The following is a 22,030-nucleotide window of genomic DNA, read 5'->3' on the forward strand; positions in this document are numbered from 1 at the left end:
GAGCGTGGGGAGCCTGGCGACGGCATGCGCCGCCAGACGGCGGGCCTTACTGTCCCGGATTGGGCAGACTGGCGTGGATGGCGTCGACGGCCGCCACCAGTTCCGGCGACAAGGTGAGGTGATGCGCATCGATATTTTGCTGCAACTGCGCCACGCTGGTGGCGCCGATGATGGTCGACGCGACGAACCAGCGCGAGTAGCACCACGCGAGTGCCAGCTGCGCCGGCGTCAGGCCGTGCGCGCGGGCCAGCGCCGCATATTGCCGGGCCGCCTCGATGGTGGCGGGGCGCACGTAGCGGGGACTCCAGCCGGCCGGGAAGCGCGTCAGGCGGCCCCTGGCTTGTGGATTGTCGAGGTACTTCGCTGTCAGCTGGCCGAACGCCAGCGGGCTGTAGGCCAGCAAGCTGACGTTCTCGCGGTGGCAGGTTTCGTCGAGCAGGCTCGTCTCGAAATGGCGCGCCGTCAGGTTGTACAGGTTCTGGATCGAAACGATGCGCGGCAAGCCTTTCAGCTCGGCCTGCTTGATGTATTCGCACACGCCCCACGACGATTCATTCGACACGCCGATGTGGCCGATCTTGCCTTCCTCGACCAGCTTGCCCAGCACGGCCAGTGTCTCTTCGATGGCGACCGACGCGTGTTCCTTGCGCGGGTTGTACACGCTGGCGCCGAAGATGGGCAGGTTGCGGCTGGGCCAGTGCAATTGATACAGGTCAATATGCTCCGTCTGCAGCCGGCGCAGGCTGTCTTCGACGGCAGCGCGGATGTTGACCGCGTCGTGATCCGTCTTGCCCTTGCGTATCCAGTGCATGCGCGAGTTCGGCCCGGCCACCTTGCTGGCCAGGACGATCTGACTGCGCCTGCCGCTTTTCTTCAGCCAGCTGCCGATGTAGCGTTCCGTGCTGCCCTGCGTTTGCGCACTGGCCATCACCGGATACATCTCCGCCGTGTCGACGAAGTTGATGCCCCGTTCGAGCGCGTAATCGAGCTGGCTGTGGGCTTCGGCTTCGCTGTTCTGCTCGCCGAAGGTCATCGTGCCCAGGCAGATTGTGCTCACTTCCAGGCTGCTGGCGCCCAGCTTGACCTTGGCGATCATTTCGCCTGTTTGCCGCGCAGCGCGCGCGCGCAATCCTTGATCAGGGCGGGACCGGCGTAGATCAGGCCGCTGTACAGCTGCACCAGCTGCGCGCCCGATTCGAACTTGGCCAAAGCATCCTTGCCCTGCATGATGCCGCCCACGCCGATGATGGGCAGGGCGTCGCCCAGTTCCGCCTTCAGCAAACGGATCACATTGTTCGACAGTTCAAATACGGGCGCACCCGACAGGCCGCCCGCTTCCGCGCCGTGCTGCATGCCTTCGACGGCACTGCGCGACAGGGTCGTATTGGTGGCGATGACGCCGTCGATCTGGTGGCGCGTGAGCGACTCGGCGATGCTTTTCACCTGCTCGCCATCCATGTCCGGGGCGATTTTCAGGGCCAGCGGCACGTAGCGCTTGTGCTTGTCGGCCAGGCGCGCCTGCGCTTCCTTCAATTGCGACAGCAGGGCGTCGAGTTCGGACGCACCCTGCAGCTGGCGCAAATTCTTGGTGTTCGGCGACGAGATGTTCACCGTCACATAGCTGGCATACGGGTAGACTTTTTCCAGGCACAGCAGATAGTCGTCGGCTGCCCGCTCGATGGGCGTGTCGGCGTTCTTGCCGATGTTCAGGCCCAGCACGCCGGCGCGCTCCTGGTAAAACTTCGACGCCTGCACGTTGGCGACAAACGCGTCCACGCCGCCATTATTGAAACCCATGCGGTTGATGATGCCCTGCGCCTGCGGCAGGCGGAACATGCGCGGTTTCGGATTGCCCGCCTGCGCGCGCGGCGTGACGGTGCCCACTTCGATCGAGCCGAAACCCAGGTCGGCCAGCGCGTCGATGTAGGCGCCATCCTTGTCCAGGCCGGCGGCCAGGCCCACGGGATTGGGGAAAGTGATGCCCATCACCGTGCGTGGGTCTGCCGCCGGTTTGCCGGCCAGCTTCGTCAGGCCCAGCGCGCTGGCGCGTTTCAGGGCGGGCAGGGTGAAATGGTGGGCCGCTTCGGCATCCATCGAAAACAGCAGCGGGCGGGCGAGGGAGTACAGGAATTTTTCAGACATGGGGCGCTTTGAGTAGGTGTGCGGGCCGCCGGGAAGGGCTGGCGGCGCGCGAAATAAGTGCCGTATTTTACCGTGTTCCGCGCGGCTGCCGGGTGTATAGTTCTTGTTGGTCTGATGCAATATTGATCCCTTGATAATCTGCATCGGGCCCTGGACTTTCCTGTTTCTTCCCTGTTCCCTTTACTTCATAAGCGAGACATCGATTGAAAAAGACACGCATCCTGACCGCCATCGCGGCCGCCAGCGCACTGCTGCTAAGCCACCCGGCCCTGGCCCTGCCCAATACGCAAGACACCCGCATGCTGAGCGAACCGGCCGTCTCCAGCCGCCACATCGCCTTCATCTATGCGGGCGATTTGTGGCTGTCCAACCTCGACGGCGGCGGCGCGCGGCGCCTGACGTCCGACCTGGGCGACAAATCGAATCCCGTGTTTTCGCCCGACGGCAGCCTGATCGCGTACAGCGCGAACATCGACGGCAATGTCGACGTGTACGTGATCGCGGCGGCGGGCGGCGTGCCGCGGCGCCTGACTTTCCACCCCGGTGTTGATCTGGCGCAAGCATTCACGCCCGATGGCCAGGCCGTGATGTTCACCTCGCCCCGCGCCGCCTTCAACAACCGCTTCCAGAAGCTGTTTACGGTACCCGTGGCGGGCGGCGTGGAAACGCAGCTGGAAATTCCGAATGCCTCGCGCGCCACGTATTCGCCCGATGGCAAGCGCATCGCCTACAACCCGCTGGCGCCGGCCTTCAAACAGTGGAAGCGTTACCGGGGCGGCACCAATTCCTGGCTGTGGCTGTTTTCGTCCAGCGACAAGTCGATTGAAAAAATCCCCCAGCCGACCACGCGCTCGAACGACGTCGACCCGATGTGGCTGGGCGACAGCGTGTACTTCCGCTCGGACCGCAACGGCGAATTCAACCTGTTTGCGTATGACGTCAAGACGAAAGCCGTGCGCCAGCTGACGCGGCACGCGGATTTCCCCGTGCTCAACGCGTCGGCCGCGAACGGCACCATCGTCTACGAGCAGGCCGGCTATCTGCATGCGTTCGACATCGCCAGCGGCCAGGCGCACAAGCTGACCATCGGCGTGGCCAGCGACCTGGGGCAGGCGCGCCCCCGCTGGGTCAAGAACGCGAAATACATCCGCGACGCGTCGATTTCGCCGTCTGGGGCGCGCATCGCGTTTGAATACCGCGGCGAGATCGTCACCATCCCCGCCGACAAGGGCGACGTGCGCAACCTGACGCAGACGGCCGGCGCCCACGAGCGCACGCCGATCTGGTCGCCCGATGGCCGCTCGGTCGCATATTTCTCGGACGAGTCGGGCGAATACGAGCTGCATGTGCGGGCGCAGGATGGCAAGGGCGCCGTGCGCAAGTTCAAGCTCAATGGCAGCGGCTTCTATGACAACGCCGTCTGGTCGCCCGACAGCAAAAAGATCGCGTTTGCCGACAATGGCTGGAGCATGTACGTGATCGACGTCGGCAACGGCAAGGTGCAAAAAATCGCCACGGAGCCGATGTATGGCGTGGACAAGAGCATGCGCGCCGCGTGGGCGCCCGATTCGCGCTGGCTGGCCTACACGCTCAATTCGCCCACCTACACGCGCAGCGCCTACATCTATTCCGTTGAGCAGAACAAGTCCATGCCCGTGACCGATGGCCTGTCCGACGTGGCCCAGCCCGTGTTCGACAAGAGCGGCAAATACCTGTACTTCTTCGCGTCGACCAACGCAGGCCCCAGCAACAACTGGTTCTCGCAGCAGAACGAAGACAACCTGGTGACGCGCACCGTGTGGATGGCCGTGCTGCGGCGCGACTTGCCGTCGCCGCTGATCAAGGAAAGCGACGAGGAAAAGGCCGCCGGCGCGGAGAGCCGGAAGGAGTCGGCGAAGGCCGAAGCCGAGTCGAAAAACGACGCGAAGAGCGAAGCGAAGACCGATCCGAAGACGGGCCGCGACGACCCGAAAGTGGCGGTGGCGCCCGTGGCGCCGATCAGCATCGATTTCGACGGCATCGCCACGCGCATCGTCGACCTGCCGCTGCCGGCCGCGCAGTTCTCCAGCCTGACGGCCGGCGCCGCGGGGCAGATCTTCCTGTTGCGCGAAAGCGACGGCAAGAAGGCCGTGCAGCGCTTCGATTTGAAGGAGCGCAAGGCGGAAACCGTGGTGGCGGAAGCGGACGACTTCGAAGTGTCGGCCGACGGCAAGAAGCTGCTGTACCGCCACAAGGACAACTGGGCCATGGGCTCCGCCACGGGCAAGCTGCTGGCGCCGGGCGAAGGCAAGATCAAGGTCGAAGCCATCGAAGTGAAAGCCGATCCGCGCGCCGAGTGGACGCAGATTTTCAATGAAGTGTGGCGCATCAACCGCGATTACTTCTATGACCCGGGCATGCATGGCGTGGACTGGAAGGCCATGCGCGACAAGTACGCCGTGTTCCTGCCCGAGCTGTCGAGCCGCGCGGACCTGAACCGCCTGATCCAGTGGATGTGCAGCGAACTGGCCGTGGGCCACCACCGTGGTGGCGGCGGCGACGACTTTATCGAGGCGAAGAAGGTGCCGGGGGGCTTGCTGGGCGCCGACTATGAAGTGAGCGACGGCCATTACCGCTTCAAGAAGGTGTATGGCGGCTTGAACTGGAATCCGGCCCTGCGCGCGCCGCTGACGGAGCCGGGCCTGAACGTCAAGGCGGGCGAATACCTGCTGGCCGTCGACAGCCGCCTTTTGTTGCCGCCGACCAACCTGTACAGCGCCTTCGAGAACACGGCAGGCAAGGCCATCGACCTGACCGTGGGGCCGTCAGCCGACGGCAAGGGCGCGCGCACGATCACCGTGGTGCCCGTGCCGGCCGAGGATGCCTTGCGCAACCGCGACTGGATCGAGGGCAATATGCGCAAGGTCAATGCGGCCACCAACGGCAAGGTGGCGTACGTGTACGTGCCCAATACGGCGGGGCTGGGCCACACCTACTTCAAGCGCTATTTCTTCCCGCAGGCGGACAAGCAGGCCATCATCGTCGACGAGCGCTTTAACGGTGGCGGCAGCGTGGCCGATTACTACATCGAGATCCTGCAGAAGAAGGAAATCGCCTGGTGGACCATGCGCTACGGCGCCGACATGAAGACGCCGTCCGCCTCGATCCAGGGACCGCGCGCCATGCTGATCGACGAGACGGCCGGCTCGGGCGGCGATCTGCTGCCGTGGATGTTCCGCAAAAATAACATGGGTCCGCTGATCGGCAAGGCAACGTGGGGCGGCCTGGTGGGCATCCTCGGCTTCCCCGTGCTGATGGATGGCGGCACGATCACGGCGCCGAACCTGGCGTTCTGGACGCGCGAAAATGGCTGGGGCGTGGAAAACGAAGGCGTGCCGCCCGATATCGAAGTCGAGCAAACGCCGGCCGACGTCATCGCCGGCCGCGATCCGCAGCTGGAAAAGGCGATCGAGGTGATCCAGGCCGAACTGGCGAAAAAGCCGCCCGTGCGGCCTGCGCGTCCGGCGTTTCCGGACAAGAGCAAGTAAGCTGAAGTGCAGGGGTCAGACCCTCGCGATTGTTCGCCGGTAGGTCGGATTAGCGCAGCGTAATCCGACACCATTGTTGGCTTTGCAGCGTCGGATTACGCGCTTGCGCGCTAATCCGACCTACCTTACATGATCGCCCGCTGTCCCTTGACGCGCTTCCAGCGCTGGCGAAGAACCCGCCCGTGCGGCCTGCGCGTCCGGCGTTTCCGGATAAAAGCAAGTAAGAAGCCTGAAGTGCATGGGTCAGACCCTCGCGATTGTTCGCTGGTAGGTCGGATTAGCGCAGCGTAATCCGACACCATTGTTGGCTTTGCAGCGTCGGATTACGCGCTTGCGCGCTAATCCGACCTACCTTACATGATCACCCACTGTCCCTTGATCCGCGCTTCCAGCGGCTGGCGAAGAACCCGCCCGTGCGGCCTGCGCGTCCGGCGTTTCCGGACAAGAGCAAGTAAGCTGAAGTGCAGGGGTCAGACTCTCGCGATTGTTCGCTGGTAGGTCGGATTAGCGCAGCGTAATCCGACACCATTGTTGGCTTTGCAGCGTCGGATTACGCACTTGCGCGCTAATCCGACCTACCTTACATGATCGCCCACTGTCCCTTGACGCGCGCTTCCAGCGGCTGGCGAAAAACCCGCCCGTGCGGCCTGCGCGTCCGGCGTTTCCGGATAAAAGCAAGTAAGCTGAAGTGCAGGGGCCAGACCCTCGCGATTGTTCGCCGGTAGGTCGGATTAGCGCAGCGTAATCCGACACCATTGTTGGCTTTGCAGCGTCGGATTACGCGCTTGCGCGCTAATCCGACCTACCTTACATGATCACCCACTGTCCCTTGACGCGCGCTTCCAGCGCTGGCGAAGAACCCGCCCGTGCGGCCTGCACGTCCGGCGTTTCCGGACAAGAGCAAGTAAGAAGCAAGTAAGCTGAAGTGCAGGGGCCAGACCCTCGCGATTGTTCGCCGGTAGGTCGGATTAGCGCAGCGTAATCCGACACTATTGTTGGCTTTGCAGCGTCGGATTACGCGCTTGCGCGCTAATCCGACCTACCTTACATGATCACCCACTGTCCCTTGATCCGCGCTTCCAGCGGCTTGAAGTTGATTTTATACGCCATCTTCGGGCTTTGTTCTATCCAGTAGCCCAGGTAGATGTAAGGCAGGTTCAGTTCGCGCGCCTGGGCGATTTGCCATAGCACGTTGTAGGTGCCGTACGAGGCGCCCGGCACGTCGGGATCGAAAAACGTGTAGACGGACGACAGGCCATCGGCCAGCACGTCGATGATGCTGACCATGCGCAGGGTGCCGTCAGGCTCGCGGAATTCCACCAGGCGCGTGTTGACCCGGCTTTGCAGCAAAAATTGCGCGTACTGGTCGCGGCTGTCCTGGTCCATGCCGCCGCCCGCGTGGCGCGTGCTCTGGTAGCGCAGATACAGTTCGTAGTGCTCGTCGAGGAAGGACAAAGTGGCCACGCCCGCCTGCAGGTTGGCGTGGCGGTTCCAGGCGCGGCGCTGGTTGCGGTTGGGCGTGAACGATTGCGTCACCACGCGCACGGGGATGCAGGCCTGGCAGCCGTCGCAATACGGGCGGTAGGTGAAAATGCCGCTACGGCGAAAGCCGTTGCGCACCAGTTCCGAATACACGTCGCTGTTGATCAGGTGCGAAGGCGTGGCCACCTGCGAGCGGGCCTGGCGGTCGTCCAGGTAACTGCACGGATACGGTGCCGTCGTGTAGAACTGCAGGGTGGCAAACGGTAGTTCGTTCAGGTGCGTCATGCTGATCCTGTCTGGTCTGTCCGCAGCAATGGAAATGTGCCTGGCGGTGTGCCTGGCGGTGTGCCTGGAGATATCATAGCTTTTTTACGCCGGTGGCGCAGCATGCCAATCGGTGATTTGCGCTGCTTCAATGGCGCTCCTCACATGGGCCAGGAAGCGGGCGCGCGAAATGGGCGCCGCGCCCAGCGAGGCCAGGTGTTTCGTTTCTTGCTGGCAGTCAATCATGGTCACGCCGCGGGCCTGCAAAAAGCGCACGAGGTGGGCCAGCGCGATCTTCGATCCATCCGAGACGCGGGCGAACATCGATTCGCCATAGAACATGCGTCCGATCGACACGCCATACGCGCCGCCCACCAGTTCGCCGTCCAGCCACAGCTCGGACGAGTGGGCGTAGCCCAGCTTGTGCAAGCCCGTGTAGCCGGCGATGATCTCGTCGGAAATCCAGGTGCCCGGGCCATCCTTGCGCGGCGCCGCGCAGGCGCGCATGACGGCGTCGAAATCGCCGTCGAAGCGCAGCTGCCAGCGCCCGTCCGTGGCAGCGCTGCGCTCGACCTTGCGGATGGCCTTGGCCAGGCTGTCGGAGACCTTGAAGTCCGCCGTCATCAGCACCATGCGCGGATCGGTGCTCCACCACAGGATGGGCTGGCCCTCGGAAAACCAGGGGAAGATGCCGTGCTTGTAGGCGTCGAGCAGGCGCGCGGGCGACAGGTCGGCGCCGGCTGCCAGCAGGCCGGGCGCTTCGTCGGTCAGGGCGCGCGAGACGTCGGGGAACGGGGTGTGGATGTCGAGCCAGGGAATCATGCGGCGTCAAAAATGGCGGGTGGTGGGGGCTTACTCGGCATCCGCGCGCGCCATCGGGCGCGTGATGTCGCCCGTATGCACACCATAGCTGCCCCCTTCGCGGATTTTCACGCGGTCGGCAAAGAACAGTTCCAATGTGGCGCGGATGGTGGGGAAGGCCAGGTCGTCCCACGGAATTTGCGCTTCCGTAAACAGCTGCACGTCCAGACTTTCGATGCCGGGCGCGAAATCGAGGTCGCGCAGGCGCGCCAGGTAGAACAGGTGCACCTGGTGCACGCGCTGCACGTTGAGCAGCGAAAACAGGGGACCCAGTTCGATATTCGCGCCCGCTTCCTCCACCGTTTCGCGCTCGGCCGCGTCGGACGTCGTTTCGTCGTTTTCCATGAAGCCGGCCGGCAGGGTCCAGTAGCCGAGGCGCGGCTCGATGGCGCGCTTGCACAGCAAGACCTGCAACTGGCCATCTTCTTCCCAGACGGGAATCGAGCCGACCACCATTTTCGGGTTCTGGTAATGGATGGCGTCGCAGTTGGCGCACACATAGCGGGGACGGTTGTCGCCTTCCGGAATGGACAGGCTGACAGGGTGGGCGCATTCGGAGCAGAATTTCATGGGCTGGCTTCGGAAAATGGGTGACTAGTGTAACGCTTACTGTACACCGATTGCGCGCTCTGTGGCGTGACGGGCAGACACAATGCCACCTGGTAATTGGCTGACCTTTTTTAATGTATTTTAATTTAATAGCTCTATTGCAGTCGAAGTTGAGATAGCTATTGCCTAAGCCACCCGTTTGCCCTTATAATTCGAGTGCGGGGTGGAGCAGTCTGGCAGCTCGTCGGGCTCATAACCCGAAGGTCACAGGTTCAAATCCTGTCCCCGCAACCAATACCGGAAAGCCGCTGATTCTTGCAAAAGATCAGCGGCTTTTTCCATTGCTGGTCACGGACACGCTCCGGTGGACGGGGCAGGCATGACATTGTCAATTCACGCCTTTACGCCGCGCAACAATCTGGTATATAATTCGAGTGCGGGGTGGAGCAGTCTGGCAGCTCGTCGGGCTCATAACCCGAAGGTCACAGGTTCAAATCCTGTCCCCGCAACCAATTCGAAGCCGCTGGTTCCTCGCAAGAGGGCCAGCGGTTTTTTCGTTTACGGCGCGAGGTCTTCTGCCAGCTGGCGCGCATACACGATCAGCCGCAAGTGGCGGTCCGCATCGATGGTCAGCGAAGTGTGTTCATACGCGACCTGCTCGCCGCCGACGTCCAGCTGGCGCACGCCGGCGCACGGCGCATGCACGTCATGGCGGCGCCACCATAGCTTGAATTCCGGCGAAACTTTTTCCAGTTCCTCCACCAGCGCGTGGATATCCGCTTCCTGCGTGGCGCGCGCATAGTCGCGGCGAAAGCTCGACAGCATCAGCGGCGCCTGTTCTTCCCAGGCCATGAAGCGCGAGCGCAGCAGCGGGTCGGTAAACAGCAACCATAGCAGGTTGCGGCGCGCCGGCACATGCGCGCCGAAGCCGAACAGGGCGTCCGCGTCCGCATTGAACGCCAGCACGTCCCAGCGCAGGTTGAGCACATACGCGGGATGCGCCAACTCGTGCATCAGGCGGCGCACGGGCGGCGGCACCACGCAAAACGTCTTGCCCTCTTCGGCTGGCGGACGCGCATGCGCCAGCAGGAACAGGTGGCGGCGCTCGCCTGCGTCCAGTTTCAGCACTTCGGCCAGCTTGTCGAGAAAGGCGCTCGAGACGCCGATGTCGCGCCCCTGCTCCAGCCAGGTGTACCAGGTCAGCCCCACGCCGGCCAGCGCCGCCACTTCTTCGCGGCGCAAGCCCGGCGTCCTGCGCCGCCCGCCGCCAGGCAAGCCTACGTCCTCGGGCGACAGCCGCGCGCGGCGCGCCTGCAGGTAGGCGGCCAGTTCGTGGCGGGTGCGGGCCAAAGTGCGCATGGTGGGGGTTTTCCGGTGAGCCTGTTGCTGCCAGTAATAGCATAAACAGTTAAATTGTAATTGTTTATATTGTATTCCAAAATGCCTGATTTCTTCCCGAAAGCGTGCCCATGTCTGACTATTCTTCCTCCCGTGCCGCAGTGCCTGCCGACTCCGCGCTGCCTGTCACCGTCTACCTGATCGCCGTGGGCGCGTTCGCGCTGGGCATGGCGTCGTATGTGACGGCAGGCCTGATGCCGATGATCGTCGGCGCCTTTTCCGTGTCCCTGGCGATGGCCGCTCAGCTGGTGACGGCGTTCACCCTGGCCTATGGCCTCGGCTCGCCCCTGGCCGTGGCCTTGCTGCCGGCGCGCGCGCAACGCTCCGGCCTGTTACTCGCCTTGGGCGTGTTCGTGCTGGCGAACGGGGCCAGCGCGCTGGCAGCAGGATTTTCCAGTCTGCTGGCCTGGCGGGCCATGGCCGGCATCGGCGCCGGCGTCTACCTGGCGCTGGGCATCGCGGCGGCGGCGGGCGTGTCGGTGCCGCGGCAGCGTGGCAAGGCCATCGGCGCGATCATGGGCGGCATGGCGGGCGGCACGGTGCTGGGCGTGCCATTGAGCTTGCTGCTGGCGCAGCAGCTGGGCTGGACGGCGGCCCTGTGGCTGGTCGCCATACTCGGTGCGCTGGCGCTGGCGGGCTTGCTGTGGAAGCTGCCCGCGCTGCCGGTGGCTCCGGCCATGTCGCTGCGCCGCAAGCTGGCCTTGCTGGCCGATGGGCAGGTGCTGGCCATTCTGCTCGTGTCGCTGCTGGCGGCCATCGCCAGCCTGGGCATGTACACGTTTATCGCGCCGCTGCTGGCGTGGTCCGCGCACGGCGCGGAAATTTCCACCACGCCCTTCCTGTGGGCGTGGGGCGTGGGCGGCATCGCGGGCAGCGTATTGGTGGGACCATGGGCGGACAAGGTGGCGGCGCCGAGACTGACTAGGCTCATCTTGCTGCTGCTGGCACTGGCCTTGTGCGCGCTGCCGCTGGCGGCCGGCTGGTCGGCGTGGCTGATGCTGGCGCCTATCGTGCTGTGGGGCGCGGCTGGCTGGGCCCTGCAAGTGCCGCAGAACCAGCAGTTGCTGGCCGTGCGCGCGCGGCAGGGCGACGGCAACCTGGCCATCGCCCTCAACGAATCGGCGCTGTACCTGGGCAGCGCCATCGGCGCCGCAGCAGGCGGGGTACTGCTTTTGCTGGACTGGCCCGTGTGGCTGCTGGCGGCCGGCGCCGCCCTGGTCGCCACCGCAGCGTTGCTGCTGCAATGGTGCGGCGTGAAATGGATTGCAGAATTCCGGAAAATGGAAGAGTCTGTTTAGTGACTTTCCAGCTGCGCGTACACGGCGTCGGCGATCTTGCCCAGCTCCTGTTTGGGCAGGCTCGCCGAGAGGGCATAGCCGAGCTGGCCGTCGATCCAGTAAAACACGCTCAAGTCCTTTTCCTGCGTGTAGCGGAAGGCCGTTTCCTGCTTGCCGGCCCGTTCTTTTGCCACGTACAGGGTCAGGCGCTGGCCTTTGCCATCTTCATACATGAATTGTGCCACGGGGCCGTCGCCATCGCCGGGCAGCAAACGCCCGCCGATCAGGTGGTAGCCGAGCGGCGACAGCGCAGGCGGCTGCAATTTGCTGCCCAGGCGTTTCGACAGCCATTGCACCAGGTGCGCCTCCTGTTCCGCGCCCACCTCGACGGGGTGGCGCACTTCGGGCGTGTAGACGGCATGGGCGATGGCGGCGCTGCGCGCCAGGGAGATGGGGCTGGCGCTGGCGCTCCGCATGTCACCGCCATCGCCGCCATCGCCGCGCAGCAGCCAGCCGCCCGCGCCGCCAGCGAGCACCAGCACGATGGCCGCTGCCGCCTGCATGGCGGGGCGCTGCCAGGCACCGTTCGCCGCCGGCGGGACCGCCGCCTGCAGCAGCGCCGGGGGCACAGCGTCGTCCAGCACGGGATCGAACAGGGCGCGCAATTGCCGGTTCTGCTCGCCCCACGCTTCGACCCTGGCGGCGTCTCCGGGATGCGCGCGCAGGTGGGCGTCGACGGCCGCGCGCTGGTCTTCGGGCAGGACGCCGTCGGCCAGGGCGTGCAATTGCGCTTCGCTGATGGCTTGCGTTGTCATTTCACGACTTTCAGGGTGGGTGGGCCGCTGCCCTGGCTGCCGGCAGGGCGGCCGTCGAGCAGGGTGCGCAGCTTGTCGCGCCCGCGCGACAAACGCGACATCACGGTGCCGACGGGGATGTCGAGGGTGGCCGCCACCTGCTCGTACGGCATCTGTTCGAGCGCGACGAGCAGGATCACTTCGCGCTGCCCCAGCGGCAAACGGGCCAGCGCCGCATCCATCTCGCCGATGGCGATGGCTTGCCCGGGCGCGCGCTCCGGCGCGGGCAGCACGGTATCGTCGTCGAGCTCCTGCAGCGCCAGGCCGGGACGGCGCAGCTGGTCCACGTGCAGGTTATGCATGATGGAGAAGAGCCAGGGCCGCATCTCGCCGACGCGCTGGTCCAGCTTGCGCCACGCCCGCTCCACGGTGTCCTGCACCAGGTCGTCCGCGTGCAGGGCGCCCGCCAGCGCGCGCGCATAGCGGCGCAGGCCGGGCAGGCACGCTTGCAGCTGACGGCTATCCTCTTGCGTGGTCATCGTGGCGGCGGGCAGGGGGGCTTACGGCTTGACGACGTGCCACACGTTCTTGAAATTGTCGCCGGCCACGTCGCCAGGCTTCTTGTCTTCCTTGTACAGGTACAGGGGCTTGCCCTTGTAGGTCAGCTGCATGGCGCCGTTGTCTTCGCGCTTGATGCTGCCATACGGGGCGGCGGGCGCCGCGTCGGTGGCGATGACGGCGGGCCAGGCGACCAGGCAGCCGCCGCTGCAGGCGCTCTTGCCGCTGTCGGCGACATCCTTGTCGAACACATACACGGTCATGCCGCTGGCATTGACCAGCATGCCGTTGGCGGGCATGACGTCGGCGGCGAAGGCGAGGGGGGCGGACAACAGGGCGGCGAGGGTGGCGATAGCAGTAAAGCGCATGATGATCTCCTTGATGTTTTGGGGGCTTGCAAGGGATAGACGCGCGGCGCGGCCCGTTTATTCCACCGCTGACGGATTATTTTTCGCATGCAGGCTGGCCCACAGGTGGGCGGCCGCCATGGTGCGGTGCGGCGCGTACTGGCGCAGCCACTGTTCCGTGCGCGCCATGTCCGGTTTCGTTTCTTCGCCGAGCAGCTTTTGCAGGGCGGCGCGGATCGCCACGTCGCCATGCAGCGAACAGTCGGCATAGCCGTAGCCGCGCAGCAGCGCGTAATTGACGGTCCACGGGCCGATGCCCTTCACGGCCAGCAGCGCCTGCGAAATGGCCGCTACGTCGCCGGAGGGCGGCAGCTCCAGCGACAGTTCCCCGTCATCGACGAGATGCGCCAGGCGCAGCACGGTTTCCGCCTTGGCGCGCGAGAATTTGCGGCTGGTCAAATCCTCGATGTCCAGCCGCGCCACGTCGCGCGCCTCCGGGTAGCACCACAAGCCGCTGCCATGCCGGCGCCCCGCCTGCAGAATAAACGTGCGGCGCAGGGAAATGGCGAACGGCAGATTGATCTGCTGGCCGATGATGGCCCAGGTCAGCGCCTCGAACGGGCTGGCCGATTGCACGATGCGCAAGCCCGGGTTAAGCCGGATCAACGGCGCCAGCAGCGGATCGGCGGCGGCCAGCTGCGCGAACGGCTGCGGGTCGATGCGCAGGCCGAGGATGTTGAGCAGGGCGCCATGCAGCGCCGTGTGCAGAGCGTCGCTGGCGCTGCCGTCGATCTCGGCGCGGCAGACGGCCGCGGCGTCCGCGAACGCCACGTCCAGCACGACGGGCACGCCGTGCAGCAGGATGCCCTTGCGCAGGCCCGTCGCGGTGACCTGTTCGGCCACGCCTTCCGTATCGCGGCTGTGAAAGGCGATGACGTCGTCGCGGCGGTAGCCGGCGGGCAGGGGGAGGGTCCAGTGCAGCAGGGTCATGGTGGCCAAAATCAGTGAAGGTAGCAGGGGCGCGCCGCCGGCGCACCGCGTTTCTTGCTGCGGTCCTTAGCGGGCGCAGATATCGGTGGTGGGCGGGCTCAGGGCCGCCGCGTGCTGGATCTGCAGCGCGTCGGGCACGCCATTTTTCACGGCCGTCAGTTCGGCCAGGATGGAAATGGCGATTTCGGCCGGCGTCTTGCTGCCGATGTACAGGCCGATGGGGCCATGCAGGCGCGCCAGCTGCTCGGCGCTGACGTCGAACTGCAGCAGCCGTTCGCGGCGCTTGGCATTGTTGGCGCGCGAGCCGATGGCGCCCACGTAAAACGCAGGAGATTTCAATGCTTCCATCAGGGCCAGGTCGTCGAGCTTGGGGTCGTGCGTGAGGGCGACGACGGCGCTGCGGCTGTCGAGTTTTAATTCCAGCACGAGGTCGTCGGGCATGGCGTGCAGCAGAGGCACGCCCGGTACGTTCCAGCCGCCCCGGTATTCCTCGCGCGGGTCGCAGACGATGACGTGGTAATCCATGGCCGTGGCGATCTGCGCCACGAAGCGCGACAGCTGGCTGGCGCCGATGATCAGCAATCGCCAGCGCGGGCCGTGCTGCGTGGTGAGCACCGCGTCTTCCAGGGCCAGCACGGCGCCCGGCGTGGCGCGCTGCAGGGTGACGGCGCCGCTGCGCAGGTCGAGGCGGCGCTCGACGAGTTCATGCGCTTCCAGGCGTGCCAGCAGTTCGGCCACCTTGCTGTCCGCGTGCAGCGGCTCGATGGCCAGTTCGATGGTGCCGCCGCAGGGCAGGCCGAAGCGGTGCGCCTCGTCGGCGCTGATGCCGTAGCTGACGATTTCCGGCAAGGTGCGCACGATGCCGTGCACGCGCACGGTGTCGATCAGGTCATCCTCGATGCAGCCGCCGGAGACGGAGCCGACCACCGTGCCATCGTCGCAGATGGCCAGGGTGGCGCCCACGGGGCGGGGGCTGGAGCCCCAGGTCTTGATGACGGTGACGAGTTCGCAGCGGTGCCCGGCGGCGAGCCAGGCGGCGCTGGTTTTCAGAACTTCGAGGTCGATGCTGTCCATGGGGCGCGGGAGTTACAAGCCGTATGTTTGCGGCAAAGTATGGAATATTCTTCAATATTGTGGCTATACTACGCTCTCCAACAGCCTGCGGAGAGTTTTCATGTCGAACGACCAAAAGACGCAAGATGACGGCATCCCCAAGTTTGGCAAACTGCTCATCGCCCTGTTCCTGGCGGTGGTATTTTGCGGCGCTCTGACCTGGGTCATGGGCACCTACTTCCCGAACTTCCCCGGCGCCTGAGCAAACCTGCTGCATCAGGCGCCTTTGGCGTTTAAGGCTTGAGCGGTTTCTTCGCCGCCTGCTTGGCGCGCACGTCAGTGACGGCGCGGTTGATCGCCGCCATGCGCGAGTTGGTGCCCGGGTGCAGGGCCGTGTAGCCGTTGGCGACCGTGGCCGGCACTTGCGTGGCCAGGCGCTGCCAGAAGCGGGCCGCGTTGTCGACATTGTAGCCGGCGCGCGCCAGCAGATAGATGGCCAGGGTGTCGGCTTGCACGTCGAGTTCCTGCGGCATGGCCTTGATGCCGGCAGCGCCCGTCAGCATCGATACGTCGGGCTGCACGGCGCCCAGGCTGTCGATGATGCTGCCGGCCGTACCCGCCGTGCGCTGGCTGCGCGCGTGGTCGAGGATGTTGTGCGCCATTTCGCGGGCGATGACGAAGGCGATGCCTTCATCGTTTTGCGCCGCATTGACCATGCCGCGCGTGAGCATGATGCGTGCGCCGTCCGAATATGCGTTGATATTGTCCGCATTGCCCAGGGCGACGCGGAAGGCGCAGGCGCGCGTGACGGGAATTTTGAGGTCTTGCTGCTGGCCGTCGCGGGCGATGGTCATGTTCAGGCTCGCGCTTTTCGAGGCCAGCGGGCCGACGATGGCGCCGAACGGGCCTTCCGCTTTCGGGCCGGCCGGCAGCGGCTTGCCTTCGGCGGCCAGCAAGCCGTCGCCCTTGCGCAAGCCGGCGCGCGCGGCGCCACTGCCCGGCAAGACGCTGGACACCTGCATCTGCTCGCCGTAGCCGAGGGCCGCCTGCGCCGCGTCGGCATAGATGCCGGGGTAGGAATACTTGTTCTGCGCCGTGAAGCCCAGCAGGTTGCGCGCATACGTCTTGCACAGGTCCGCATTATTGATCAGCAGGGGCGCCGACACTTTCGACAGACGGTCCTGCAGCGCCACCATCTTCACCAGTTCTTCCTGCGCCGCCCGTTGCTGCGCCGTCGGCGCGGACGCATCGGGCGCCGGCACGACGTTGAACGGGCCGCTGACATTCGTCGCCGGCGTGGTGCAGCCGGCCAGAATGGCCGCGCCGGCCAACAGGAGGGGAGTGGCCAGTCGGCGCAGCGAGGTTGGGGCTGGGATCAGATGGCGGAAACCTGGCATAAGTGTCAATCCTTAATGTTTGCCGGTGCTGCCAAAACCGCCAACACCGCGTTCGCTGTCGCCGAATTCCTCGACGACGTTAAAGCCCACTTGCAGCACCGGCACGATAATCAGTTGCGCCAGGCGTTCCATGGGATTGAGCGTGAAAGCGCTCTGGCCCCGGTTCCAGGTCGATACCATCAGCTGGCCCTGGTAATCGGAGTCGATCAAGCCTACCAGATTCCCCAATACGATGCCGTTTTTGTGGCCCATGCCGCTGCGTGGCAAAATCATGGCCGCATACGAGGGGTCGCCGATGTGGATGGCCAGGCCGGTCGGAATGAGCACCGTCTGACCCGCTTCGATGGTGATGGATTCGGCTATGCAGGCGCGCAGGTCGAGTCCCGCGCTGCCCGGGGTGGCGTAGGCCGGCAGCAGTTCTTGCATGCGGGCGTCGAGGATCTTGATGTCGATATTTTTCATGAATCTAAATGAGCTAAAGCGTATAAAAAAGATTATTTGAGCAGCGAATTCCTGGCGATCCGCTTCGAGATTTCCGAAATCAGCTGGCGCGCCAGGTTCAGTTTCGAGGCGCGCGGCAGCACGGTATGGCCTTCCTCGTCGAACAGGATGATGGTGTTGTCGTCCTGGCCAAACGTGTTCTGGCCGATATTGCCGACCAGCAGGGGAATGCCTTTTTTCTCGCGCTTGACCGAGCCGAATTCCACGAGGTTTTCCGATTCGGCGGCAAAGCCCACGCAGTACGGATAGCCGGCCAGGTTGGTGCGCGCCGCCACGGTGGCCAGGATGTCGGGATTTTGCACGAACTGCAGTTCGGGCACGGAGCCGTCGGCCTGCTTTTTCATCTTCTGGTCGCTGGCGTTGGCCACGCGCCAGTCTGCCACAGCGGCCACGGCGACGAAGACATGCTGGCCGTCGACGTGGGCCAGTACCGCATCATGCATCTGCTGCGCGCTTTGCACGTCGATGCGGCGCACGCCGAATGGCGCGTCCAGGGCCGTCGGGCCGGAAATGAGCAGCACCTCGGCGCCCGCTTCGCGCGCCGCGCGCGCCACCGCATAGCCCATCTTGCCCGAGGACAGATTGGTGATGCCGCGCACGGGGTCGATGGCTTCAAACGTGGGGCCGGCCGTGACCAGCACGCGCTTGCCCGCCAGGACTTTCGGCTGGAAGGCGGCGATCAGCTCCGTCAAGAGCTGTTCCGGCTCCAGCATGCGGCCCAGGCCAACTTCGCCGCACGCCTGTTCGCCGGCGGCCGGGCCGAACAGGGTGATGCCGTCGTCGCGCAGCTGCTGCACATTGCGCTGCGTGGCGGGGTTTTGCCACATTTCCACGTTCATGGCCGGCGCCACGAGCAAGGGCAGGTGGGCGGGACGGGCCAGGCACAGGGTCGACAGCAGGTCGTCGCACACGCCATGGGCGAGTTTACGCAGAAAATCGGCCGAGCACGGCGCGATCAGGATGGCGTCCGCATGGCGCGTCAAATCGATATGCGCCATGTTGTTGGCTATGCGGGCATCCCATTGGCTCGTGTGCACGGGGTGGCCGGACAGCGCCTGCATGGTCACGGCCGTGATGAAGTGGCTGGCGGCATCCGTCATGACCACCTGCACCGAGGCGCCGGCCTTCGTCAGCGCGCGGCACAGTTCCGCCGCCTTGTAGCAGGCGACGCCGCCCGAAAGTCCCAGGACGATTTTTTTGCCGGACAATTCCATGCCGTTCTCCCGCGTGTTTATTTGTTTACACGGCGCAGTTCATCGATGATGAACAGGGCCGCGCCGATGCAGATGGCGCTGTCGGCGATATTGAAAGCGGGGAAATGGCCCCAGCTTTTCCAGTGGAAGTCGAGGAAATCGACCACGTGACCGTACACCAGGCGGTCGATGGCGTTGCCCAGCGCGCCGCCGAGGATCAGCGCCAGGGCCCAGCAGAACATGCGCTGGCCGGCGTGCTTTTTCAGCAGATAGATGATGTAGATGGCGGCCGCCAGGGCGATGCCGGTGAAGAAATAGCGCTGCCAGCCGCCCTGGTCGGACAGGAAGCTGAACGCGGCGCCCTTGTTATACGCGAGCACCAGGTTGAAATACGAGGTGATGACCATCTCTTGCGCGTAGCGGAAGGTCTTCAGGATCGTGATCTTGGTGATCTGGTCGAACAGGATGACGATGGCGGCGATGCCCAGCCAGGGCACGAGCGACGCCGAGGAGGACGATTTCGATGAAAAACGGTTTTTAGTGGCCATATTTTTCCAGGGAAGATAAAGCCGCCGCCTGGCAGCAGGCGGCGGTTGGACTCATAGCATACAACGACGGGCAAAATCGTAGCGAGCGGCAGCGAGGCTCGGCGCCCCCGTTGGCCCGAGACGCGCAGCTGTACTTTAGTACAGCGAGCATCGCAGGCCGCAAATCGCGACGCGCAGTAGATTTTGACGACGTTGTTTAGGCGAAGCGGCGTTTCTCGCCCGCGCCAAACAGGTTGCTGACGCAGCGGCCACACAGGGTAGCATGCGCGGCGTCCGTGCCTACGTCCGCACGGTAGTGCCAGCAGCGCTCGCATTTCGGCGCCGTCGACGCTGCCACGACCACTTCCTCGGCCGCTTCGTCTGCTACTTCGGCCACGCTGGCCTGCGAGGTGATGAAGACGAATTTCAGGTCGTCGCCCAGGGTGGTCAACAGCTTGTACTTCATCGGCGCGGCCTTGATCGTCAGTTCCGCCTGCAGCGAGGAGCCGATGGCGCCCGAGGTGCGCAAGTCTTCCAGCTGTTTGGTGACGTCCGTGCGCACGGCGCGCAGGGCCGTGTATTTCTCCAGCAGGTCGGCCGCGTCCGACACTTCCGGCAGCTGCCACCAGGTTTGCGTGAAGATGGTTTCATCGCTGGCGGCATAAGCATCCGCGCCGGCGAAGACGGCCCACGCTTCTTCGGCCGTGAACGACAGGGCCGGGGCCATCAGGCGCAGCAGGCTTTGCGTGATGTGCCACAGGGCCGTCTGCGCCGAACGGCGCGCGTGCGACGTCAGGCCCGAGGTGTACAGACGGTCCTTCAGGATGTCCAGGTAGAAGCCGCCCAGGTCTTCCGAGCAGTACGTCTGCAGCTTCGACACGACGGGGTGGAACTCGTAGCGCGCATAGTTGTTCTCGATCTGCTGCTGCAGCGATGCCATGTTGGCCAGCGCATAGCGGTCGATTTCGAACATCTCCGCCACCGGCACGGCGTCCGTGGCCGGATTGAAGTCCGAGGTGTTCGCCAGCAGGAAGCGCAGGGTGTTGCGGATGCGGCGGTACGATTCCGTCACGCGTTTGAGGATTTCATCGGAGATCGACAGCTCGCCCGTGTAGTCGGTCGAAGCGATCCACAGGCGCAGGATGTCCGCGCCCAGGGTGTCCGAGATCTTTTGCGGCGCCAGCGTGTTGCCCAGCGACTTGGACATCTTCTTGCCTTCGCCATCGACCGTGAAGCCGTGCGTCAGCAGGGCCTTGTACGGCGGGCGGCCGTTCAGCATCGACGACACCAGCAGCGACGAGTGGAACCAGCCGCGATGCTGGTCCGAGCCTTCCAGGTACAGGTCGGCCGGGAATTGCAGCTGCGTCGAGTGCGAACCGTGGCCTTGCGGGCCGCCCAGCACCGTCTGGTGCGTGGCGCCGGAATCGAACCATACGTCCAGGGTATCCTTGTTCTTGGCGTAGATGGCCGCTTCGTCGCCGATCAGGTCTTTCAGGTCCAGCGCCTGCCATGCCTCGATGCCGTCTTTTTCGATCAGCTTGGCCACTTGCTCCAGCAGTTCCGGCGTGCGCGGATGCAGGTCGCCCGTTTCCTTGTGCACGATGAAGGCCATCGGCACGCCCCACTGGCGCTGGCGCGACAGGGTCCAGTCGGGACGGTTGGCGATCATGCCGTGCAGGCGCGCCTGGCCCCAGTCCGGGAAGAATTCGGTGTCGGCGATGCCTTGCAAAGCCGTTTCGCGCAGGGTCGCGCCGCCGTCTTTCGGCGTCACGTCCATGCCGGCGAACCACTGCGACGTGGCGCGGTAGATGATCGGCGTCTTATGGCGCCAGCAGTGCATGTAGCTGTGGTCGAACATCTTGACTTCGAACAGCGCGCCCGCTTCGCGCAAGGCGTTGCAGATCGGCATAGACGCTTCCCAGATGGTCATGCCGCCGAACAGGGGCAGGGTCGAGGCGAACTTGCCATCGCCCATGACGGGCTTGATGATGTCGTCGTCCTTCATGCCGTGTGCCTTGCACGAGATAAAGTCGTCCAGGCCGTAGGCTGGCGCCGAGTGCACCACGCCCGTGCCGCTTTCCGTGGTCACGTATTCGGCCAGGTACAAGGGCGACAAACGGTCGTAGAACGCGTCGCTCGCGTGCAGCGGGTGGCGGAAGCTGATGCCGGCCAGGGCCGCGCCGTCGCAGGTGGCGATCGTCGTGCCTTCGAGCTTGAAGCGCGCCAGGCTGGCGACGACCAGGTCTTGCGCCAGGATCAGCAGCAATGGCTGGCCATCGCGCTCGGTCTTCACCAGCGAATATTTGACTTCCGGGTGCACGTTGAGCGCCTGGTTCGACGGGATGGTCCACGGGGTGGTGGTCCAGATGACGATGAAGCCGTTATCGGTCGGCAGGGACGGCAGGCCAAAGGCGGCCGCCAGTTTTTCCGGCTCGGCGAACTTGAACCCGACGTCGATGGCGGGATCGCGTTTTTCCGCGTATTCCACTTCCGCTTCGGCCAGCGCCGACTGGCAGTCGAAGCACCAGTTGACCGGTTTCAGGCCGCGGTAGACATAGCCTTTTTCCAGCAGCTTGCCCAGCGCGCGCAATTCGTCGGCTTCATTGCCGTGCGCCATGGTCAGGTAGGGGTTGTCCCACTCGCCCAGCACGCCCAGGCGAATGAAATCCTTCTTCTGGCGCTCGACCTGCACGTTGGCGTAGGCGCGTGCCTTTTCCAGCACTTCAGCCGTCGGCAGGTTCTTGCCGTGCAATTTTTCGATCTGGATCTCGATCGGCATGCCGTGGCAATCCCAGCCCGGTACATACGGCGCGTCGAAGCCGGCCAGCGAGCGCGACTTGACGACCATGTCCTTCAGGATCTTGTTGACGGCGTGGCCCAGGTGAATGTCGCCATTCGCGTACGGCGGGCCGTCATGCAGGATGAATTTCGGACGGCCGGCGGCAGCCTTGCGCACGCGCTCATAAATCTTCTTGTCTTGCCATTGCTGTACCCATTGCGGCTCGCGCTTGGCCATGTCGCCGCGCATCGGGAATGGGGTTTCCGTCATGTTGACCGGGTATTTGCTTTCAGGCTTCTTGTTCTGCTTGGGCGTGGCTGGCTTGTTTTGATCGGACATAGTCTTCTTTAATGATATTGAATGGTTTGCGGCGGCAGGTGCCGCCAGGCGA

Annotated in this window: 19 protein-coding genes and 2 tRNA genes; 5 read left to right on the forward strand and 16 right to left on the reverse strand. The window is 64.5% G+C overall.

What is annotated here, in order from left to right; translation table 11 throughout:
* Positions 1 to 46 precede the first annotated feature (46 nt).
* Both OX462_RS06020 and OX462_RS06025 read right to left on the reverse strand, forming a co-directional pair.
* Positions 47 to 1,093 carry an aldo/keto reductase gene (locus OX462_RS06020; RefSeq protein WP_121671176.1) on the reverse strand — a complete coding sequence of 349 codons (1,047 nt, stop codon included), beginning with the start codon at positions 1,091 to 1,093 and terminating at the stop codon, positions 47 to 49.
* On the reverse strand, positions 1,093 to 2,142 hold the full coding sequence (locus OX462_RS06025; RefSeq protein ID WP_409027998.1) for a quinone-dependent dihydroorotate dehydrogenase: 1,050 nt from the start codon (positions 2,140 to 2,142) through the stop codon (positions 1,093 to 1,095). Before OX462_RS06025 ends, OX462_RS06020 begins: the two co-directional genes overlap by 1 nt.
* A gap of 203 nt (positions 2,143 to 2,345) precedes the next feature.
* Here OX462_RS06025 and OX462_RS06030 point away from each other — a divergent pair, with 203 nt between their 5' ends.
* Positions 2,346 to 5,669 (forward strand): S41 family peptidase, encoded by a 3,324-nt coding sequence (locus OX462_RS06030; RefSeq protein WP_409027999.1) that lies wholly within the window; start codon positions 2,346 to 2,348, stop codon positions 5,667 to 5,669.
* A gap of 1,044 nt (positions 5,670 to 6,713) precedes the next feature.
* Here OX462_RS06030 and OX462_RS06035 read toward each other — a convergent pair.
* The 3 genes from OX462_RS06035 to OX462_RS06045 all read right to left on the reverse strand — a co-directional run bounded on the left by OX462_RS06035 (position 6,714) and on the right by OX462_RS06045 (position 8,846).
* Complete coding sequence (locus OX462_RS06035; RefSeq protein WP_070224525.1) at positions 6,714 to 7,436, reverse strand: arginyltransferase; 723 nt, start codon at positions 7,434 to 7,436, stop codon at positions 6,714 to 6,716.
* An 84-nt stretch (positions 7,437 to 7,520) separates the two neighbouring features.
* A complete protein-coding gene (gene aat, locus OX462_RS06040; RefSeq protein ID WP_409028000.1) occupies positions 7,521 to 8,237 on the reverse strand; it encodes a leucyl/phenylalanyl-tRNA--protein transferase in 717 nt (238 codons plus the stop codon).
* Between the two features lie 30 nt (positions 8,238 to 8,267).
* Entirely contained in the window at positions 8,268 to 8,846 is a 579-nt protein-coding gene (locus OX462_RS06045) for an NUDIX hydrolase (protein WP_034747557.1), read from the reverse strand.
* Positions 8,847 to 9,042: 196 nt separating this feature from the next.
* Between OX462_RS06045 and OX462_RS06050 the strand changes: the two genes are divergently transcribed.
* A tRNA-Met gene (locus OX462_RS06050) sits at positions 9,043 to 9,119 on the forward strand.
* Between the two features lie 141 nt (positions 9,120 to 9,260).
* A tRNA-Met gene (locus OX462_RS06055) sits at positions 9,261 to 9,337 on the forward strand.
* Between the two features lie 46 nt (positions 9,338 to 9,383).
* Here the strand turns inward: OX462_RS06055 and OX462_RS06060 are convergent.
* Entirely contained in the window at positions 9,384 to 10,184 is an 801-nt protein-coding gene (locus tag OX462_RS06060; RefSeq protein ID WP_409028001.1) for a helix-turn-helix transcriptional regulator, read from the reverse strand.
* Between the two features lie 110 nt (positions 10,185 to 10,294).
* Between OX462_RS06060 and OX462_RS06065 the strand changes: the two genes are divergently transcribed.
* A complete protein-coding gene (locus OX462_RS06065) occupies positions 10,295 to 11,521 on the forward strand; it encodes an MFS transporter (protein WP_409028002.1) in 1,227 nt (408 codons plus the stop codon).
* On the opposite strand, the gene OX462_RS06070 is transcribed toward OX462_RS06065, so the two are convergent.
* From OX462_RS06070 to OX462_RS06090, 5 genes are all read right to left on the reverse strand, one after another.
* Positions 11,518 to 12,315, reverse strand: a complete 798-nt coding sequence (locus tag OX462_RS06070) for an anti-sigma factor family protein (RefSeq protein ID WP_409028003.1) — start codon at positions 12,313 to 12,315, stop codon at positions 11,518 to 11,520. The genes OX462_RS06065 and OX462_RS06070 overlap by 4 nt on opposite strands.
* Complete coding sequence (locus OX462_RS06075; protein WP_409028004.1) at positions 12,312 to 12,833, reverse strand: RNA polymerase sigma factor; 522 nt, start codon at positions 12,831 to 12,833, stop codon at positions 12,312 to 12,314. The genes OX462_RS06070 and OX462_RS06075 overlap by 4 nt, the downstream gene beginning before the upstream one ends.
* A gap of 21 nt (positions 12,834 to 12,854) precedes the next feature.
* Positions 12,855 to 13,220, reverse strand: a complete 366-nt coding sequence (locus OX462_RS06080; RefSeq protein WP_409028005.1) for a COG4315 family predicted lipoprotein — start codon at positions 13,218 to 13,220, stop codon at positions 12,855 to 12,857.
* A 57-nt stretch (positions 13,221 to 13,277) separates the two neighbouring features.
* On the reverse strand, positions 13,278 to 14,189 hold the full coding sequence (locus OX462_RS06085) for a DNA-3-methyladenine glycosylase 2 (RefSeq protein WP_409028006.1): 912 nt from the start codon (positions 14,187 to 14,189) through the stop codon (positions 13,278 to 13,280).
* Positions 14,190 to 14,255: 66 nt separating this feature from the next.
* Positions 14,256 to 15,263 carry an XdhC family protein gene (locus OX462_RS06090; protein ID WP_409028007.1) on the reverse strand — a complete coding sequence of 336 codons (1,008 nt, stop codon included), beginning with the start codon at positions 15,261 to 15,263 and terminating at the stop codon, positions 14,256 to 14,258.
* A gap of 100 nt (positions 15,264 to 15,363) precedes the next feature.
* Here OX462_RS06090 and OX462_RS06095 point away from each other — a divergent pair, with 100 nt between their 5' ends.
* Positions 15,364 to 15,504, forward strand: coding sequence for a hypothetical protein (locus OX462_RS06095; protein WP_162995759.1), 141 nt, complete (start codon positions 15,364 to 15,366; stop codon positions 15,502 to 15,504).
* A gap of 31 nt (positions 15,505 to 15,535) precedes the next feature.
* Here OX462_RS06095 and OX462_RS06100 read toward each other — a convergent pair whose 3' ends face one another.
* From OX462_RS06100 to ileS, 5 genes are all read right to left on the reverse strand, one after another.
* Complete coding sequence (locus tag OX462_RS06100; RefSeq protein WP_409028008.1) at positions 15,536 to 16,639, reverse strand: M48 family metalloprotease; 1,104 nt, start codon at positions 16,637 to 16,639, stop codon at positions 15,536 to 15,538.
* A 12-nt stretch (positions 16,640 to 16,651) separates the two neighbouring features.
* On the reverse strand, positions 16,652 to 17,101 hold the full coding sequence (gene dut / locus OX462_RS06105) for a dUTP diphosphatase (protein WP_070289098.1): 450 nt from the start codon (positions 17,099 to 17,101) through the stop codon (positions 16,652 to 16,654).
* 32 nt (positions 17,102 to 17,133) lie between these two features.
* Complete coding sequence (gene coaBC / locus OX462_RS06110) at positions 17,134 to 18,354, reverse strand: bifunctional phosphopantothenoylcysteine decarboxylase/phosphopantothenate--cysteine ligase CoaBC (protein WP_409028009.1); 1,221 nt, start codon at positions 18,352 to 18,354, stop codon at positions 17,134 to 17,136.
* Between the two features lie 17 nt (positions 18,355 to 18,371).
* Positions 18,372 to 18,881 (reverse strand): signal peptidase II, encoded by a 510-nt coding sequence (gene lspA / locus OX462_RS06115; protein WP_070224538.1) that lies wholly within the window; start codon positions 18,879 to 18,881, stop codon positions 18,372 to 18,374.
* Between the two features lie 196 nt (positions 18,882 to 19,077).
* Positions 19,078 to 21,978, reverse strand: coding sequence for an isoleucine--tRNA ligase (gene ileS, locus OX462_RS06120; protein ID WP_409028010.1), 2,901 nt, complete (start codon positions 21,976 to 21,978; stop codon positions 19,078 to 19,080).
* Between the last annotated feature and the right edge of the window lie 52 nt (positions 21,979 to 22,030).

The sequence above is a fragment of the Janthinobacterium aestuarii genome, from assembly GCF_046113285.1.
In the GTDB taxonomy this organism is placed as follows: domain Bacteria; phylum Pseudomonadota; class Gammaproteobacteria; order Burkholderiales; family Burkholderiaceae_D; genus Janthinobacterium.